The organism is Kribbella rubisoli (genome assembly GCF_004217145.1).
Classification (GTDB): domain Bacteria; phylum Actinomycetota; class Actinomycetes; order Propionibacteriales; family Kribbellaceae; genus Kribbella; species Kribbella rubisoli.
Genome location: NZ_SHKR01000011.1, coordinates 214324 through 232244 on the forward strand (window position 1 = coordinate 214324; position 17921 = coordinate 232244).

Below are 17921 nucleotides of genomic sequence, written 5' to 3' on the forward strand. Positions count from 1 at the left end.
ATCACAATCGTCGGTCCGCGACGAGCGCACACGTACGCGCGCCGTCGCGGGCCGATTGTGATGGCCTGGGGATCCCCTACCCCCGGTAGCGCCCGATCACCTTGGTGAAGTCCCACGGGTTCTGGGAGATGCCGGAGCAGCTGTCGGCGCTGCCGCCGGTGCAAGGACGGTCGCGGTTTGTGGACCAGTAGGTGAAGCGGGCCAGGTGGTGCTGTGACGCGTAGGACAGCATCGTCTCGAAGTCGGAGACGTTGACCCGCTCGGCGTTGTCGGTGATGCCGTTCATCGACGAGATGCCGATCTTCCGGTACGCCGCGTCGTCGCTCAGGCCGTACGCCGACTTCACCTGGTTCTTCAGCCCCTCGGCCGCCTGTACGGTCAGCGAGCCCATGTTGGTGGTACCGCCGCCGAAGTCGAACGGCATGATCACCCAGCCGTCGAGGTTCAGCCCGGAGGCCGCACCGCGCCGGATCAGGTCCTGACCGTTCCCGTCCGGACCGGACGTGGTCGTCCCGAAGGTCAGGTACGTCGTGATCCCGGGGTTGTTCTGCTCGATGATCTTCAGCGCGTCGATCACCTTCTGCCGCGGACCGGCCTGCGCGATCTCCTGGTCCTCGATGTCGATGTCGATCGCCTTCAGCGACAGCGCGTTGATCACCTTCTGGTACGCCGCCGCGAGCTCACTGGCCGACCCGCAGCTCTGACCGAGCTTGTTGCCCGACCAGCCACCGATCGACACCACGACATCGCCGCCGTTGGACCGGATCGTGTTGATCGCCTGCTGGTCCACGCCACCGGTCAACGGCCGGCCGCCGTCCCACTGCGGGTTGCAGTACCCGTTGGACAGGATGAACGCCATCGTGAACCACTTCACCCCGGACGCGTTCATCACCGTCGCCGGGTTCGGCGGGTCACCCCAGCCTTCATACAGGTACGGCGCGGCCGCCATCGGCGCACCACCCGCCGGCGGAGGTCCGTCGTCCCCGGCCGGAGCGTTCCACTTCTGGTTCGCCGCGCCCGTGCAACTCCACAGCTGTAGCGGCGTGCTGTTCGCGGAGTTGTTGCCGGTGACATCGAGACACTTGTTCGCCTGCGGGTTCACGAGGTCCCGACCAGACGTGTAGGTCCACTGCTGGGCACCTGACCCGTTGCAGGTCCACAACTGGACGCGAGCGCCGTTGGCCACGGATCCACCCGACACATCGAGACACTTGCCGAGGGCACGCAACGTCCCGTCGCTCGAACGACTCCACTGCTGCGCACCACTCCCGTTGCAGTCGTACAGCTGGACCGGCGTACCGTCCGCGCTGTCCGCCGCCGCCACGTCGACGCACTTGCCGGCCAACCCCGTGATCGCTCCGGTCGCCGCCTGCGCAGGAGTTGCCGTGATCAACAGACCGGCGCCGAGCACCAAGGCTCCGGCTACCGCCGCCACGCGCTTCATGACACGGTCCACTTCTGGTTCGCGGCACCGGTGCAGCTCCACAGCTGCAGCGGCGTACCGTTCGCAGAGTTGTTGCCCGTGACATCGAGACACTTGTTCGCCTGTGGATTCACCAGATCTCTCCCGCTCGTATAGGTCCATTGCTGGGCGGCACTGCCGTTGCACGAATAGAGCTGCACCTTCGCCCCGTTCGCGACGGAGCCGGCGTTGACGTCGAGGCACTTGCCGAGGGCACGAATCGTCCCGTCACCCGGCCGGTCCCACTGCTGGGCCGTCGTACCGTTGCAGTCGTAGAGCTGCACCGCCGTACCGTCCGCATTGTTGGCGCCGGCAATGTCCATGCACTTGCCGGCCAGGCCGGTGATCTGCCCCCCGCCACCACCGCCGCCGCTTTGCGTGCCGGACCAGGTGAAGGTCGCCGAGGTCTTGGTCGGCAGCGTGTAGGTGAAGGACTGCGAGCCCCAGTTCACCCGCACCGACTGCGAACTACCGGTGGTGTTGAAGGCGATCAGTGACTTCGAACCGTCCGGGTTCTTCCAGGCCACGTTCTTCACCGAGCTGTTCGCGGTCGAGTCGATCCGCAGGGCGCCCGGCTTCACGAACTTGGTCAGGTGGCCCATCGTGTAGTACTCGACGGTCTTGGTGACCTGTCCGCGCTGGCTGTCGTTGCGGTGCACGGTGACAAGTCCGGTGCAGACGTTGCAGCCCGCGCCGACGAACGGCAGGTGGTCCTCGTCGAGCGCGATGCCCCACTTGACCCACGACTTGTCCCAGTTGCGGGTGTAGTCGATCAGGTTGTTCATGTCCTCGACCTGCTGGTTCGGGATCCAGGTGCCGCCCGAGTGCTCGGTCATGTACGCGTTCACGTTCGGGTACTGGTTGTGGATCTGCGTCTGCAGGTTCACGTCACCGCCGTACCCGTGCCAGGCGATGCCGCCGAAGTTCGGATCGTTGCGCAGCGCAGCATCCGCGATCGGGACCGACCCGAGGTCGTTGTAGTTGCCCCAGTTGTAGTCGAGGATCAGCACCTTGGTCGTCAGGCCGGCGGCGTGCAGCGCCGGCATCAGGTTGTTCTTGGTGAACTCCAGCAACCCCGAGCCGTTCCAGTTCATCGACGCGTAGCCGGTGTTGTCGTTGCCGCAACACGTCGGCTCGTTCTGCACCGAGATGTAGTCGATGTGGTTGCCCTGGGCCTCGTTCTGCTGCAGGTACTTGACGAAGTACTGCGCGTACATCGGGTAGTACTGCGCCTTGAGCCAGCCGCGGTGGACGAAGTCGTTGTTGTCCTTCATCCACGCCGGCGCACTCCACGGCGAGCCCATCACCTTGACGGCCGGGTTGAGCTGCCGGGCCTGCTTGGTCAGCGGTACGACGTCGGCCAGGTCGTGCTGGATGCTGAAGTCGTTCAGGTCGCAGCACGTGTCGTCGTAGGAGTAGTTGAACCGGGCAAGGTCCGAGGCGCCCATCGGGTTGCGGATGAAGGCCAGGCCGATCCCGTCGACCGGGTCGAACAGGTCCTTCATCACCTGGTTGCGGGTCGCGGCCGAGATCGTGTTGCTGCTGTTCAGCAGCCAGGCGGAGCTGTCGGCGAACGACGCACCGCCGCCTTCGAAGGACTGGTACGTCGTGTTCTCGTTGACCGTGATCGTCTGGTTGGCCGATCCGCCGGCCGGGCCGAAGCTGACCGGGGTCTGCTGCTGCAGGCCGCGGGTGACGTTCTGGCCCGCGCTGTCGTTGGTGGTGGTCAGCCAGATGTTGACCTGCTCGCCGGCGGCCTGCGCCGGTGGAGCTGTGCCGATGCCGAGGCCGGCGGCGGCCGCGCAGAGCGCAGCGACCACGAGCGGCAGGAAGCGTTTCATGGGGCGGTTCTCCCTTTGTATAAAGGAGTTTGGGGCGGTGTAGTTGCCGGCGTCTGCCCGCGCCGCAACTGGTGGTCAGCAAGAGGTAACCATCCGTGCAAACCGGTGTCAACGTCGAAACCGAGACTTTTTTCAGATCTTTTATTTAGTCCCGGGGTTGACCTGAGAGCGTTCTCACGGCACGCTGCGGTCCAATTCCTGCCCTCATTCAGACGCCCCCGGAAATGAGGTACTCATGAAGCGTCCCCGCATGCTCGCGTTCCTCGCGATCGGTGCCGCACTCGCCGGCACCGCCCTCCTCCAGCCTGCCGCCACAGCGCATCAGCAGGCCGCTGCCGCAACCACGGCAACGGTCTGGGAGGACAACTTCGACGGCCCCTCCGGTCAGGCCCCCGACCCCGCCAAGTGGCGGTACGACATCGGCGGCAGCGGCTGGGGCAACGACGAACGCGAGTACTACACCAACAGCACTCGCAACTCCGCCCTCGACGGCAACGGCAACCTGGTGATCACGGCCCGGCAGGAGAACGCCGGCTACCAGTGCCACTACGGCCCGTGCCAGTACACATCGGCCCGGCTGCTCACCGCCCAGACCTTCACCCAGACGTACGGACGGTTCGAAGCGCGGATCAAGATCCCGCGCGGACAGGGGATCTGGCCCGCGTTCTGGATGCTCGGCGGCGGCAACTGGCCGAACGACGGCGAGATCGACATCATGGAGAACATCGGCAAGGAGCCGGCCACCGTGCACGGCACGATCCACGGACCCGGGTACTCCGGCGCGAACGGTATCGGTGCCGCGTACAACCATCCGAACGGCTGGTCGTTCGCCGACGACTTCCACACGTTCGCGGTCGACTGGGCCCCGGACTCGATCACCTGGTACGTCGACGGCGTGCAGTACGAACGCCGTACGCCGGCGGACCTGAACGGCAACACCTGGGTCTTCAACCACCCGTTCTTCATGATCCTGAACCTGGCCGTCGGCGGCTACTGGCCGGGCTACCCCGACGGTACGACGCAGATGCCGCAGACCATGACCGTCGACTACGTCCGCGTCTCCACCCTCGGCAGCACCGGCGGCGGTGGCTCGCAGATCACCGGCCTGGCCGGCAAGTGCCTGGACGTCGCCGGAGCGAACGCGGCGGACGGCACGACGGTCCAGCTGTACGACTGCAACGGTACGAACGCTCAGAAGTGGACCCGCCCCGGTGACGGCACGATCCGGGCCCTCGGCAAGTGCCTCGATGTCGCGAACGCCGGAGTTGCCGACGGCACCAGAGTCCAACTGGCAACGTGCAACGGCAACGCGGCACAGCAATGGACCTACACAGGCGGGCACGACCTGGTGAATCCGCACGCCAACAAGTGCCTCGATGTCACCGGCAACAACTCCGCCAACGCCACCCCGACCCAGATCTGGACCTGCACGGGCGGAGCGAACCAGAAGTGGACTGTCTAACGCGGGAGCGCGCCACCGTCGCGTAACAACCGCACCACGGGGAGGGTCGCGGCGCCGAGTGCTACGGCGTCGCGGCCCAGTTCGCAGAGCACGATGGACACTTGGGCGTACGGCCGCCGGAGGGCGTGTTTGCCGACCTCCGCGCGCAGTTCATCCAGGTGGTTCTCGCCGAGCAGTAGCCCGGCCCAGCCACCGAGCACGATCCGCTCGGGGTTGACGAGGTTGACCAAGTTCGCGAATCCCGCGGCCAGGTAGCCGATCGTGTCCGCGACGATGGTTGCCGCCGGCTCCGAAGTCGACGAGAGCAGCTCGACGAAGGCTGTCTCCTCGTCTCCCTCGACCAGCCCGCCTGCCTCCCGGTACCGGTCCAGGATGCCTTCCGCGCCGACGTACGCCTCGAGGCAGCCCAGCGCGCCGCAGCGGCACTGGCGGCCGCCGTACACGATCGTCATGTGGCCCCACTCGCCTGCACTGCTGCGGGTGCCGCGGTAGCTGGATCCACCCGCCACAAGGGCGGAGCCGACACCGGAGCCGACGAGCGCCACGACTGCATCGGTCGCGCCGCGGCCCGCGCCGAAGTACATCTCGGCCTGGCCGAGCATGTTGGCCCCGTTGTCGACATGCACCGGGATATCGGTGCCCTCAGCAAGCATCTCGGCGAGCGGAACAGCTTCCCAACCGAGCGTCTGCGCGTCGACGACCGCGTTGTCCTCGACCACGCCGGCGACCGCGACACCGAGCCCGAGCACCTGCTGGGGCTGTACGCCGGACGACGCGATGACGGTGGAAAGCCCTTCCAGTACGTGCTTCACGACCTCCGCCGGGGTCGGCGTGCTGATCGGGTGATCGGCGCGGGCGAGCACATTCATCGCCATGTCGAACAGCTCTACCCGGACCCGCGTCTCACCGACCTCGGCGCCCACGACGTACCGGAACGTCGGCGCGACCCGCAGCAGTACGCGCGGCCGACCGCCCTCGGACTCGACCGAGCCGGCCTCCTCGACCACGCCCTCGGCGATCAGCTCCGCGACCAGGTTGCTCACGCTCGCGGCGCTGAGCGACGTCCGCACAGTCAGCTCCTGGCGGCTCAGCGGGCCCTCGCGGTAGATGCTGGTGAGGATCACCGAGCGGTTGGACCGGCGCATGTCACGCACCGTGGTCCGGCGTACTTCCATCCTTACCTCACCCTGCCCGGCCCCGGGCGGGCCATTCGATCCGAGTCCATCATGCCGCCCCGGCACACGGAAGAGCTCCCTTCTTCCAGGTCGTGAACTAAGACCCGATTCGTTACCGCTCCGTGATTGACGGTGACTTGCGCTCTCGGCTTTGATCTACGGAACCGCTTCCGAAACCGGTTCCGACCGCTACACCGCCCAGCACCCCCAACCGCCCGAGGGGAGATTCAGCGTGTCCATCACCATCGCCGATGTCGCCGCCCGCGCCGGTGTCAGCAAGACGACCGTGTCGCGTGTCCTCAACGGCAAGGGCGAGCTGGACCTGCGGACGGCCGAGCGGGTCCGGCAGGTGATCGACGAGCTCGGGTACGTGCCGAGCGCCCGCGCCGTCGGCCTGGCCCGCGGCCGGACCCGGATCGTCGGAATGCTCGTCCCGTCGCTCACCTGGCCCTGGATGGGCGAGGTGCTGCAGGGCGCGGTCGACGTGGTCGAGAGCGAGGGGTACGGCCTGCTGCTGTTCACCTTCAACCGGGGTGCGGAATCCATGCAGCAGTTCGCCTCCCAGGTCTCGTCGCAGTCGTTCGACGGCCTGCTGGTGATCGAGCCCGAAGGCACGCTCACCTTCATCGAGCAACTCCACGCGCGTGGTCTGCCGGTGGTCCTGATCGACGACCGCGACAAGCGCCCGCAGTTCCCGTCCGTCGCCACCACGAACTACGCCGGCGGCGAGTCCGCCGCCCGGCACCTGCTGGAGCTCGGTCGCCGCCGGCCACTGGTGATCACCGGCGTCGAGCGCTTCGGCTGTACCCACGAACGCCTGGACGGCTTCCGCGACACCTACGCGGCCGCCGGCATCGAGCTCGACCCGAGACTCGTGTTCGAAGGCGATTTCACCCATGAGAGCGGACGCCGCGGCGTCCAGTACGCGCTCGACGAACGACTCGACTTCGACGCGGTCTTCGCACACAACGACCTGTCCGCCGGCGGCGCCATCCAGGCGGTCCGGGAGACCGGGCGGAACGTGCCGAACGACGTGTCGGTGGTCGGGTTCGACGACATCCCGTACGCCGAACACACCGAGCCGCCGCTGACCACCGTGCATCAGCCGATGCGCCAGATGGGTCAGGCCGCGGCCCGGATGCTGATGGGCTACTTCGGCGGCACGCCGCTGCCGGATACCCCGCACGTGCTGCCGACGACGCTGATCGTCCGCAGCTCAACCGCCCCGAAACCCGCCCCTCACCCGTTACGTCCGAAGAAATGAGGGCTATAGCCCACAGATCTTCGGACGCAACGGGGTTCTGAGAGCTCCGGCGGCGGGGCAGCTGCCCCTGTTCCGCCGCCGGCGTACTCCCCCGAGATCTATCCGTTAAGGCGTCCGCTCTTCCCATGAGAGCGTTCTCACGCCACGATGCACCTGCTCACGCGGCTCAGGCGTGAGCATCCGCCAACAGATACACAGGAGGAACCGATGCGAGCACGACGTACCGTCGCGCTGGCCCTCACGGGCTTGCTCGCGGCAGCCACGCTGGCTGCCTGCAGTAACGGGGACGGGAAGACCGAAAGCAGCGGGTCGAGCAGTGGCGCGACCGTGCTGAACATCGGTATGCCGAACGGGCCGCAGACCGAGAACCACAACCCGTTTCTCGGCTCCTCCGCCGGCGCCTCCTTGGGCTACCGCTGGATGATCTTCGAGCCGCTGGTGATGATCAACGGGATCAAGCCGACCGAGCCCGGCAAGCCGTGGCTGGCGACCGAGTGGAAGTGGGACGCCAACTACACCAAGCTCTCGCTGACCATCCGGGACGGCGTGAAGTTCTCCGACGGCCAGCCGATGACCGCCGACGACGTCGCGTACTCGTTCGAGCTGCGGAAGAAGTACGACGGCCTGAACCAGGACGCGATCCCGTACGGCACGATCGCCGCGTCCGGCAACAAGGTGGACCTGACCTTCACCCGGTCGCAGTTCACCAACCAGAACAAGATCCTGACCGTCTTCGTGGTCCCGAAGCACCAGTGGTCCACGCTCAAGGACCCGACCCAGGACACGCTGAAGAACCCGATCGGCACCGGCCCGTACACGGTCAAGTCGTTCACCCCGCAGACCACCACGCTGACGCTGCGCGACTCGTACTGGCAGGACCTCCCGAAGGTCAAGGAGCTGCGGTACACGTCGTACAACGACAACAACGCGCAGACCACCGCGCTGGCCAACGGCTCGTCGGAGTGGAGCTTCGTCTTCGTCCCGAACGTGAAGGCCGTCTACCAGGACAAGGACCCGAAGAACCACAAGCTCTGGTTCCCGGCGAACCTCGGTATCCACGGTCTGTGGATCAACACCACCAAGAAGCCGTTCGACAACCCGGCCCTGCGGCGCGCGATGAACCTGGTGATCAACCGCGACGACATCTTCAACCAGGGCGAGGCCGGGTACTTCTACCCGAAGGTCGAGTCGATCACCGGGATCCCGACCCCGGCCGGTGACTCGTTCATCGCCCCGGAGTACAAGGACAAGAAGCACGCGGTCGACGTCGACGGCGCGAAGAAGGAGCTCACCGACGCGGGCTTCAAGCTCGAGGGCGACGTACTGAAGGACCCGACCGGCAAGCCGGTGACGATCACGCTGACCGACCCGGCCGGCTGGTCCGACTACATCACCGACCTGGAGATCATCAAGGACAACCTGTCCACGATCGGCATCAAGGCGACCGTCGACAAGGCCAACCAGGACGCGTGGTTCAAGAACATCGACGAGGGCAACTTCGACGCCGCGATGCACTGGACCAACGGCGGCGCGACGCCGTTCGACATCTACCAGAACATGATGGACGGCAAGATCCTGAAGCCGGTCGGCAAGGGCGGTGTGAGCGGCAACTACGGCCGGTTCAACAGCCCGGAGGCGACCAAGGCTCTGGACCAGTACGCCAACGCCGCGGACGACGCGACCCGGACCACGGCGCTGAACACGCTGCAGAAGATCATGGTCGAGCAGATGCCGATCATCCCCACCTCGGCGTCCAACGTCGGCGGTCTCTACAGCACGAAGAACTGGGTCGGCTGGCCCGATGAGCAGAACCAGTACGGGCCGGCGCAGCCGACCCAGCAGAACGCTCTGCAGATCATCCTCAACCTGAAGCCCGCCGGCAGCCAGTAACTGTGGTTCGCGGCGCCAGGCTTCGGCCTGGCGCCGCGGCTGCACGATTGGAGACCCATGACGGTCACGGAGACCGAGGTTGTTCTGGAGGCCGAGGGCCTCACCAAGCATTTCCCGGTACGACGGGGCGTCCGCGACCTGCTGTCCCGCGAGCACAAGGTCGTGCACGCGGTCGACGACATCAAGCTCACCCTGCGCCGGGGCCGCGTCACCGCGCTCGTCGGCGAGTCCGGATCGGGCAAGTCGACGGTCGCGCGGCTGATGGCCCAGCTGTACGGGCGCACGGCCGGTGACATCCGCCTGCACGGCGAGTCGGTCACGGTGCGCGGCGGCCGCAAGTTCCGTGCGTACGCGCGCCGCGTGCAGATGATCTTCCAGGACCCATTTGCCTCGCTGAACCCGACGCACACCGTGCGCTATCACCTGACACGATCGCTGCGCATTCACGGTCGCGAGGGCGAGCTCGAACAGAATCTCCGCAACCTGCTGGAGCAGGTGCAACTGACGCCGCCGGAGCGCTATCTCGACAAGTTCCCGCACGAGCTGTCCGGTGGCCAACGGCAACGGGTCTCGATCGCCCGCGCGCTTGGCGCCGATCCCGAGGCGCTGCTCGCGGACGAGCCGGTCTCGATGCTCGACGTGTCGATCCGCCTCGGCGTACTCAACCTGCTGCGCGACCTGAAGGAACGGCTCAATCTCGCGATCCTCTACATCACCCACGACATCGCGTCGGCGCGCTACTTCGCCGACGAGACCCTGGTGATGTACGCCGGTCGCCTGGTCGAGGGCGGCGAATCGGAAACCGTCACGCAGAACCCGGCGCACCCGTACACGCAACTCCTGATCGACAGCGCGCCCGACCCCGACCGGCTCGGTGAGCTCAGTACGCCGGAGGACCAGGCCGGCGGCGAACCGCCCAGCCTGATCGCACCGCCGACCGGCTGCCGGTTCCACCCACGCTGCGTGCACGCGATGCCGAAGTGTTCGACCGAACTGCCGCCCCGCTTCGAGCTGCCCGCTCAAGGTCATTGGGCCGCGTGCTGGCTCTACGAAGACGGGGCTGCTCGATGAAGTTCCTTCTGCAACGACTGGCGTTCTACGTCTTCACCGCGTGGGCCGCGCTGACGATCAACTTCTTCATCCCGCGCCTGATCCCCGGCGACCCGGTCACGTCGCTGATCAACAAGTTCCAGGGCCAGATGAGCACCGAGGCGATCAACTCGCTGTACGTGCTGTTCGGCCTCGACAAGAACGCATCGCTCTGGAGTCAGTACGTCGACTACTGGGGCCAGGTGTTCCACGGGGACCTCGGGTTGTCGTTCACGTTCTTCCCGACGCCGGTCGCGGACATCCTCAAGCAGAGCCTGCCGTGGACGATCGCGCTGGTCGGCATCACGACGTTCGCCAGCTTCATGATCGGTACGTCGCTCGGCGTCATCGCCGGCTGGCGGCGCGGTTCGATCATGGACGGCTTGTTGCCGGTGACAACCTTCCTCTCGTCGATCCCGTACTTCTGGCTCGGCCTGCTGGCGATCACGCTGCTGGCCGGACCCAACAGCTTCTTCCCGTCGTCCGGAGGTTATGAGCCCGGCCTGGTGCCCGGCTGGACCGGGTCGTTCATCGGCAGCGCGATCCAGCACAGCCTGCTGCCGGCGCTCACGATCCTGATCTCGTCGGTCAGCGGCTGGATCCTGACCATGCGGAACATGATGGTGACGGTGGCGTCGGAGGACTACATCACCGTCGCGCATGCGAAGGGCCTGTCCGAGCGCCGGGTGATGGTCAGCTACGCCGCCCGCAACGCCCTGCTGCCGAACGTGTCCGGCTTCGCGCTGTCGCTCGGCTTCATCGTCGGCGGCACGCTGCTGGTCGAGATCGTCTTCTCCTATCCGGGCATCGGTTACAACCTCTTTCAGGCGGTCGGTGCCAAGGACTATCCGCTGATGCAGGGCGTCTTCCTGGTCATCACGCTGTCGGTCCTGGTGGCCAATCTGCTGGCCGACGTCGCGTACCTGCTTCTCGACCCGCGTACCCGGAAGGAGGGCTGACGTGTCCGCACCAACCAGCACCATTACCGCGGTCACCCCGGAAGGGCCGGAAGTCCCTAGCAACCCAGCGGCCCCGGCCAAGCGCCGCCGGCTGCGGTTCATCGCCAACCCGAAGGCTGCCACCGGTCTGGTCGTGCTCGCGTTCTTCTGTCTGATCGCGATCATCGGCCCCTGGGTCGCGCCGTACGATCCGTCGGCCCGCAGCAGTGATCTGATCCAGCCGCCATCAGGCAAGCACTGGTTCGGTACGACGCACCTCGGCCAGGACATCTTCAGCCAGGTGCTCGTCGGCACCCGCGGAGTGATGTTCGTCGGCCTGCTGGCCGGTCTGGTCGCGACGGCGTTGTCGATCCTGATCGGTGTCAGCGCGGGCTTCCTCGGCGGCGCCGCGGACGACGGCCTGTCCGCCTTGTCGAACGTCTTCCTGGTCATCCCGGCGCTGCCGCTGATCATCATCGTTGCCTCGACCATCCCATCGGCCGGCGACCTGATGGTTGCCTTGGTCATCGGTTTCACGTCGTGGGCCTGGGGGGCTCGAGTGCTCCGCGCGCAGACGTTGTCGTTGAGACGCCGTGACTATGTCGAGGCGGCCCGGGCAACGGGTGAGAGCACCTGGCGGCTGATCACGTTCGAGATCATGCCGAACCTGACCGCGATCATCGCGTCCGGTTTCGTCGGCACGGTGATCTTCGCGGTGATGTCCGAGATCACGCTGGCGTTCATCGGCATCTCGACGATCTCCGAATGGAACTGGGGCACGATCCTGTTCTGGGCGCAGTCCCAGCAGGCGTTGGCCCAGGGCGCGTGGTGGTGGTTCGTCCCGGCCGGCCTCGCGATCGCAGTCCTCGGGACGGCGTTGTCGCTGATCAACTTCGGTATCGACGAGTTCGTCAGCCCGCGGTTGCGGTCGAGCGGCCACACGAAGGTGAAGACCAAGGACGGGCATTCGGTGCGGATGCGGGTCGGGTTCACGCCGGTTCTGTCGTCGTCGCGTGAGCCGGTGACGCCCGTCGTACAGCGTCGTGCTGAGGAGGAGGTCGCGTGAAGACGCCGGTGCTGGAGATCAAGAACTTCCATGTCGACTACGGCCTCGGCCCCGAAGCTGTCCAGGCTGTTCGCGATGTCACGCTGACGCTGCACCGCGGCGAAGTACTCGGGCTGGCCGGCGAGAGCGGTAGCGGTAAGTCGACATTGGCGTACGGCGTGACGCGGCTCCTGCCGCCGCCAGGCGTGATCAGCGGCGGCTCGGTTGTCTACCACCCGCCGACCGGTGACTCGTACGACGTGATGGCGCTGACCGACGCGGAACTGCGGAAGTTCCGCTGGGCGGAGACGTCGATCGTGTTCCAGGGCGCGATGAACTCGCTGAACCCGGTGCACAAGATCTCCACCCAGATGATCGATGTGATCAGGGCCCACGAGCCGCAACTGTCAGCTTCGGCACGGATCGCCCGGGCGCAGGAGATGCTCAAGCTCGTCGGGATCTCGGCCGACCGGATGGACGCGTACCCGCATCAACTGTCCGGCGGCATGCGGCAGCGGGTGATGATCGGGATGGCGCTCGTCCTCGAGCCCCAGGTCGTGATCATGGACGAGCCGACCACCGCGCTCGACGTGGTGATGCAGAGCCAGATCCTCGCGCAACTGGTCGAACTGCGGGAACGCCTCGGCTTCTCGGTCCTCTTCATCACCCACGACCTGTCCCTCCTGGTCGAGTTCTCCGACCGGATCGCGATCATGTACGGCGGCCGCATCGTCGAGCAGGCTCGCTCGGTCGACCTCTACAAAGATTCGCTCCACCCGTACAGCGAAGGCCTGCTCAAGTCGTTCCCGGCCCTGCGCGGGGAACGCCGGGAGCTCGCCGGAATCCCGGGCTCCCCGCCGGACCTTCGCGGCATGCCTACCGGGTGTTCGTTCCATCCGCGCTGCCCGCAGGCATTCGAGCGCTGCTCGGCGGAGATTCCTGTTCTCGGGGTTCCGGCGGCACGCAACGACCCCACCCGATCCGTCGCGTGCTGGCTCCCCGGCCGCGTTCCCGTTGTCCAGAAGGGTTGACATGAACGAGCGAAGCGAGTTCATCATCAAACACAGCGCATCTCGTGTCTTATCCGCGCCCGGAGCGAAGCGAGGACGTGGATGAGCACAACGTCTGTCTCGGGGGCGGCCGGCCTGGTCGCGGGACTTCCGTCCGGATTCCGCTGGGGCGTCGCGACGTCGGCGTACCAGATCGAGGGTGCGATCACCGCGGACGGCCGCACGCCGTCGATCTGGGACACGTACTGCCGGGTGCCCGGTGCGATCGACAACGGCGACACCGGGGATGTTGCCTGCGACCACTATCACCGGATGCCGGCAGATGTTGCCCTGATCAAGGACCTCGGGTTCGACACGTATCGCTTCTCGGTCGCGTGGCCGCGGGTGCAGCCGCACGGCAAGGGTCCGGTGAACCCGGCCGGCCTCGGTTTCTACGACCGGCTGGTCGACGAGCTGCTTGCCCAGGGCATCGACCCGTGGGTGACGCTGTACCACTGGGACCTGCCGCAGGAGCTCGAGGACGCCGGCGGCTGGCCGGTGCGCGACACGGCGTACCGGTTCGCGGAGTACTCGATGCTGGTGTTCGACGCGTTGAAGGACCGGGTCGGCACCTGGACCACGCTGAACGAGCCGTGGTGCTCGGCGATGCTCGGGTACGCGTATGGCGCGCATGCTCCGGGACGGCGCGAGTACCCGGCCGCGATTGCCGCCGTACATCATCTGCTGCTCGGGCACGGGCTCGCGACGTCGCAGATGCGGGAGGCGGCGCCGCGGCCGTTGGACATCGGCATCACGTTGAACGTCGCTACGGCGTACCCGGCGTCGGATGCGGAGCCGGACGTCGACGCGGCGCGGCGTGCGGACGGAATGGGCCGGCGGATCTACCTCGATCCACTGGTGCACGGCCGCTATCCGGCGGATGTCGTCGCCGATCTGGCGCGTGAGGGCGCGACTCTGCCTGTTGTCGACGGCGACTTGGAGATCATCTCGGCGCCGATCGATGTGCTCGGGGTGAACTACTACTTCAGCCAGAAGTTCACCGGGTACGCCGAGGACGGCAGCACTGTCGACGCTTCAGGGTTGCCGATCAGCCGCGACGTACCGCTGGGCAAGCCGCGGACCGCGATGGATTGGGAGATCGTGCCGGAGGGCTTCACCGATCTTCTCGTGAGCATCGCCCGCGACTACCCCGGCCTCCCGATGGTCATCACCGAGAACGGGTCCGCCTTCGAGGACGTCCCCGACGCCAACGGCTTCGTCGACGACACCGACCGTACGGCGTACTTCACCTCCCACCTCACCGCCGTCGCCGAGGCCATCGCCCAGGGCGCCGACATCCGCGGCTACCTCGCCTGGTCCCTGATGGACAACTTCGAATGGGCCTACGGCTACGTCAAACGCTTCGGCATCGTCCGCGTCGACTACGAGACGCAACAGCGCACCCCGAAGGCCAGCGCGGCGTACCTCAAGGAGCTGGCGACCCAGCACCGAGCGCGCTGAACATCTCGTCCCAGTGAGCGAAGATCGTGCGCCCGTGGCCCTCGCCCGGTCGCACGATCACCGTGGCGTTCGGGATCCGTTGGGCAAACCAACGAGCATGTGAGGGCGGCACCATCCGGTCCGCCTCGCCGTACCAGAGCCAAGTAGGCACGGTGAGGTGCGCGGGATCCACATCCCACGCGCCTCCCCAGGCCACGTTGTCCCGCGCATAACCGTCGTACGACGCCAGCGCCTCGCGCGTGTCGGCCGCCCACACTTCACGCCCCGCCGCGTCCAGCCAACCGAGCTCCTCCCCCGGCACGCCTTCGAAGAACGCGTCGACCATCGCCGCGTCCTCGAGGCTCAGCATCCGTTCGAAGTCCTGCGCCGCCTGCTCGCGAAAGCCGTCCAGTGCACCGATGACATCACCCGCATCCACCAACGCGAGCAGTGGCAGGTCCGGGTCGTCCGGGTCCGGCGGCTCGACCAACCGCCACGGACCGACACCGCCCGCGAGCCCAACCGCCTTCACCCGTTGCGGATCCGCCAACCCGGTGGCGATGGCATACGGCCCGCCGCCGGAAGCGCCGAGCACGGCGAACTCACCGACGCCAAGCTGATCAGCGACCTGCAGCGTGTCATGAGCAACCGACGCCAAGCTCGGCGAGGTGTACGTCGACCCGCCGTACCCGGGCCGACTGAACGAGATCAACCGAACCCCACACCGCTCGGCAGCCCCATCCCCCAGCGCCGCCTGCAACCGGCCAGACGGCGTCCCATGCTGAAAGATCACCGGCGCCCCAGCTGGGTCGCCGCCTTCCCAGGTCTCGACGACCCTGTCGTCCGCAAGCACGATGCGCTCTGCTCCAGGCAAACTAATCACCCACCGTTACCGTTGTGGCGGATCCCTCGGGACCCGGGGGAAGGAATCATCATGTCTCAGCAGTACCCGCGCGACTCGAACGGCAGCGTGAAGTAGCTGCGGACGTGACTTGTGACCTGGGAGCCCGCGTTGTAGGCGGAGACCTGAAATAGCAGGTCTCAGCCGACCGGTTGGGGTCTCAGGTCACCATTCACGCACCACGGGCCGGGTAAGGCCTGCGCGCATGAGCCGGGGCCATCGGAACATGCGCAGAATCGCCCCGTCTGCGGTCGTCGTCGTGCTTCTGGCGATGATCACGCCAACAGTTCCGCCGGCGGTGGTCGCGAGTTGGGCTCCGCCGTTGAGCACTCGCGGTCGGTACGTCGTCGATGCGAACGGCAACCGGCGCCGAGTGCCTCGCCGGCATCGCGTTCACCACCCGAGTCGGATCCAGTGGTACCCCGGATGCCGTGTATTGCCGCAAACTCGTCCCATGAGCCTTCCCGTGATCCCTGCACCCGCTCACCTCACCCTCAGCGACAACACCTTCACCCTCACCTCCTCGTCAGGCGTGACAGCCGAATCACCCGAGCTGACCGAACTCGCCGCCCGCTTCGTCGCGGACGTGCAACTCGACTGCGGCCTCACCCTGACCGGCAACACCGGCATCACACTCGCCCTCGAGAGCCCGCAGGCGGACGACGTACCGGCGGCGGCCGGGGTGCGCGCTGATGGTGAGCCAGTGGACGAACGGCACGGCCTGGAGATCACCACCGAGGGCATCCGGATCTGGGGTGCGACGCCGGAGGCGGTCTACCGTGGTCTCACCTCGCTGCGCCAGTTGATCTCCGCACGTCTGCAGGACGCCGCCGCGGTCCTACCTGCCGCCCGTATCGTCGACGGACCACGGTTCGCCTGGCGTGGGCTGTCGCTCGATGTGGTCCGGACATTCCACGGACCTGACGAAGTACGCCGCATCATCGACATGCTCAGCCTCTACAAGCTCAACGTCCTCCACCTCCACCTCACGGACGACCAGGGCTGGCGGGTCGAAGTGCCGTCGCGACCGTTGCTGACCGAGGTGGGTGCAACGGGGGCGATCGGTGATAGGCCGGGTGGTTACTACACGCAGGCGGAGCTCGCCGAGCTCGTGCAGTACGCCGCCGACCGCTACGTGACCGTCGTACCCGAGATCGACATGCCGGGGCACACGTCGGCGGTGTTCAAGGCGTACCCGTCGCTCGGGCCCGACGAGATCCACAGCGTCGACCTGGGCAACGGCGACAGTCTGCAGCTGAACACTCTCGACCCCGGCCGCGACGAGACGTGGACGTTCGTCGAGGAGGTGCTGGATGCGGTCATCCCGCAGTTCCCGCAGAGCGCGTACGTACACATCGGCGGTGACGAGACGTGGGGCATGGCCGACGAGGACCACGCGGCGTTCGTCGAGAAGGCGGCTGCGCTCGTCCGTGCCCGCGGGAAGAAGGTCGTCGGCTGGCAGGAGATCGCCCGTGCCAGCCTCGACGCCGAGGACGTCGTGCAGTTCTGGCTGGACCTCGACGTCGACTCCATGGTCCAGAACCCCGACCTGCCGACGCCGCCCGAGGACCTGCTGCCGATCCTGGTCGAGGGCCTACGCAAAGCGAAGTACGACGCCCCGAAGGCACTCGAGCAGGGCACCAAGCTGATCGTCTCCCCCGTCACCTGGCTGTACTTCGACCGCCCGCACGCCGACGCGTCCTCGGACCCGGACCAGGAGGAGGCGCGCAAGCACCTCGGTCTCGAGTTCTACGGCGCCGCGTCGATCGAACACGGCGTCTCGTGGGACCCGGTCGACAGCATCCCCGGCATCGACTCCGCCGACCAGGTAGCCGGCGTCGAGGCCGCGATCTGGTGCGAGAGCATCACCACCCCGGAGGACCTCGAACTCATGCTCCTCCCCCGCCTCCCCGGCGCCGCCGAGAAGGCCTGGTCCCGGCCAGGCACCGACTGGCCGACGTACGCCGCCCGCCTGGCCCAGCAATCCCCCACCTGGCGCAACCGCACCTGGACCTGGCTCCACTCCACCGAGGTCAACTGGACCTAGAAGCTTCCTGCCGGTCTTTCCGGAACAAAACTGTCGCCAGGTGCACATTCATCTCCGGAAACCGCCGATCGCCAGGGCTCGGCGGATCTGTGGCCCTACCAACCCCACCGGCGGAAGGGTCGCCGACTCGGCGATCTGGAGCACTCACTAACCCCACCGGCGGTCCGCCGCCGACTCACCGCCGAGCGTGGCCAGGCAGGCCCGGCGCCGGTTGGTGAGTGCTGCACGTCTGGCTCGAGTCGGTGCCCGCAGACAACGGATCGCCAGGCCATCACAATCGCCTTCGCGGGAGCGGTCGCCGCGCGCCGACCGCGGAGT

The 17921-nt window shown here is 66.9% G+C and carries 13 protein-coding genes; 9 read left to right on the forward strand and 4 right to left on the reverse strand.

The features are described 5' to 3' along the window. Window positions 1-76: 76 nt before the first annotated feature. Together EV645_RS42550 and EV645_RS03655 are read right to left on the reverse strand one after the other, a co-directional pair. Window positions 77-1444, reverse strand: a complete 1368-nt coding sequence (locus tag EV645_RS42550; RefSeq protein ID WP_130439726.1) for a chitinase — start codon at window positions 1442-1444, stop codon at window positions 77-79. Then, window positions 1441-3303 (reverse strand): ricin-type beta-trefoil lectin domain protein, encoded by a 1863-nt coding sequence (locus EV645_RS03655; RefSeq protein WP_130439728.1) that lies wholly within the window; start codon window positions 3301-3303, stop codon window positions 1441-1443. Before EV645_RS03655 ends, EV645_RS42550 begins: the two co-directional genes overlap by 4 nt. A gap of 235 nt (window positions 3304-3538) precedes the next feature. Here EV645_RS03655 and EV645_RS03660 point away from each other — a divergent pair, with 235 nt between their 5' ends. Then, the gene (locus EV645_RS03660; protein ID WP_130439730.1) at window positions 3539-4765 is read left to right on the forward strand and encodes a glycoside hydrolase family 16 protein; all 1227 of its coding nucleotides are present in this window, start codon (window positions 3539-3541) and stop codon (window positions 4763-4765) included. Here EV645_RS03660 and EV645_RS03665 read toward each other — a convergent pair. Continuing rightward, complete coding sequence (locus EV645_RS03665) at window positions 4762-5940, reverse strand: ROK family transcriptional regulator (RefSeq protein ID WP_130439732.1); 1179 nt, start codon at window positions 5938-5940, stop codon at window positions 4762-4764. The genes EV645_RS03660 and EV645_RS03665 overlap by 4 nt on opposite strands. 232 nt (window positions 5941-6172) lie before the next feature. Here EV645_RS03665 and EV645_RS03670 point away from each other — a divergent pair, with 232 nt between their 5' ends. The 7 genes from EV645_RS03670 (at window position 6173) to EV645_RS03700 (ending at window position 14676) form a co-directional block, all read left to right on the forward strand. Further along, window positions 6173-7204 (forward strand): LacI family DNA-binding transcriptional regulator, encoded by a 1032-nt coding sequence (locus EV645_RS03670; RefSeq protein WP_130439734.1) that lies wholly within the window; start codon window positions 6173-6175, stop codon window positions 7202-7204. A gap of 207 nt (window positions 7205-7411) precedes the next feature. Beyond that, complete coding sequence (locus EV645_RS03675) at window positions 7412-9094, forward strand: ABC transporter substrate-binding protein (protein ID WP_130439736.1); 1683 nt, start codon at window positions 7412-7414, stop codon at window positions 9092-9094. Window positions 9095-9151: 57 nt separating this feature from the next. Continuing rightward, window positions 9152-10165 carry an ABC transporter ATP-binding protein gene (locus tag EV645_RS03680; RefSeq protein WP_130439738.1) on the forward strand — a complete coding sequence of 338 codons (1014 nt, stop codon included), beginning with the start codon at window positions 9152-9154 and terminating at the stop codon, window positions 10163-10165. After that, on the forward strand, window positions 10162-11142 hold the full coding sequence (locus EV645_RS03685) for an ABC transporter permease (RefSeq protein WP_130439740.1): 981 nt from the start codon (window positions 10162-10164) through the stop codon (window positions 11140-11142). Before EV645_RS03680 ends, EV645_RS03685 begins: the two co-directional genes overlap by 4 nt. Before the next feature lies 1 nt (window position 11143). Beyond that, the gene (locus tag EV645_RS03690) at window positions 11144-12187 is read left to right on the forward strand and encodes an ABC transporter permease (protein ID WP_198681446.1); all 1044 of its coding nucleotides are present in this window, start codon (window positions 11144-11146) and stop codon (window positions 12185-12187) included. Further along, the gene (locus tag EV645_RS03695; protein ID WP_130439742.1) at window positions 12184-13197 is read left to right on the forward strand and encodes an ABC transporter ATP-binding protein; all 1014 of its coding nucleotides are present in this window, start codon (window positions 12184-12186) and stop codon (window positions 13195-13197) included. Before EV645_RS03690 ends, EV645_RS03695 begins: the two co-directional genes overlap by 4 nt. 81 nt (window positions 13198-13278) lie before the next feature. Beyond that, entirely contained in the window at window positions 13279-14676 is a 1398-nt protein-coding gene (locus EV645_RS03700; protein WP_130439744.1) for a GH1 family beta-glucosidase, read from the forward strand. Here the strand turns inward: EV645_RS03700 and EV645_RS03705 are convergent. Then, entirely contained in the window at window positions 14642-15529 is an 888-nt protein-coding gene (locus EV645_RS03705) for an alpha/beta fold hydrolase (RefSeq protein ID WP_157996997.1), read from the reverse strand. The genes EV645_RS03700 and EV645_RS03705 overlap by 35 nt on opposite strands. 481 nt (window positions 15530-16010) lie before the next feature. Between EV645_RS03705 and EV645_RS03710 the strand changes: the two genes are divergently transcribed. Beyond that, window positions 16011-17603: a beta-N-acetylhexosaminidase gene (locus EV645_RS03710; RefSeq protein WP_198681447.1), complete on the forward strand. Its 1593-nt coding sequence runs from the start codon at window positions 16011-16013 to the stop codon at window positions 17601-17603. Window positions 17604-17921 lie beyond the last annotated feature (318 nt).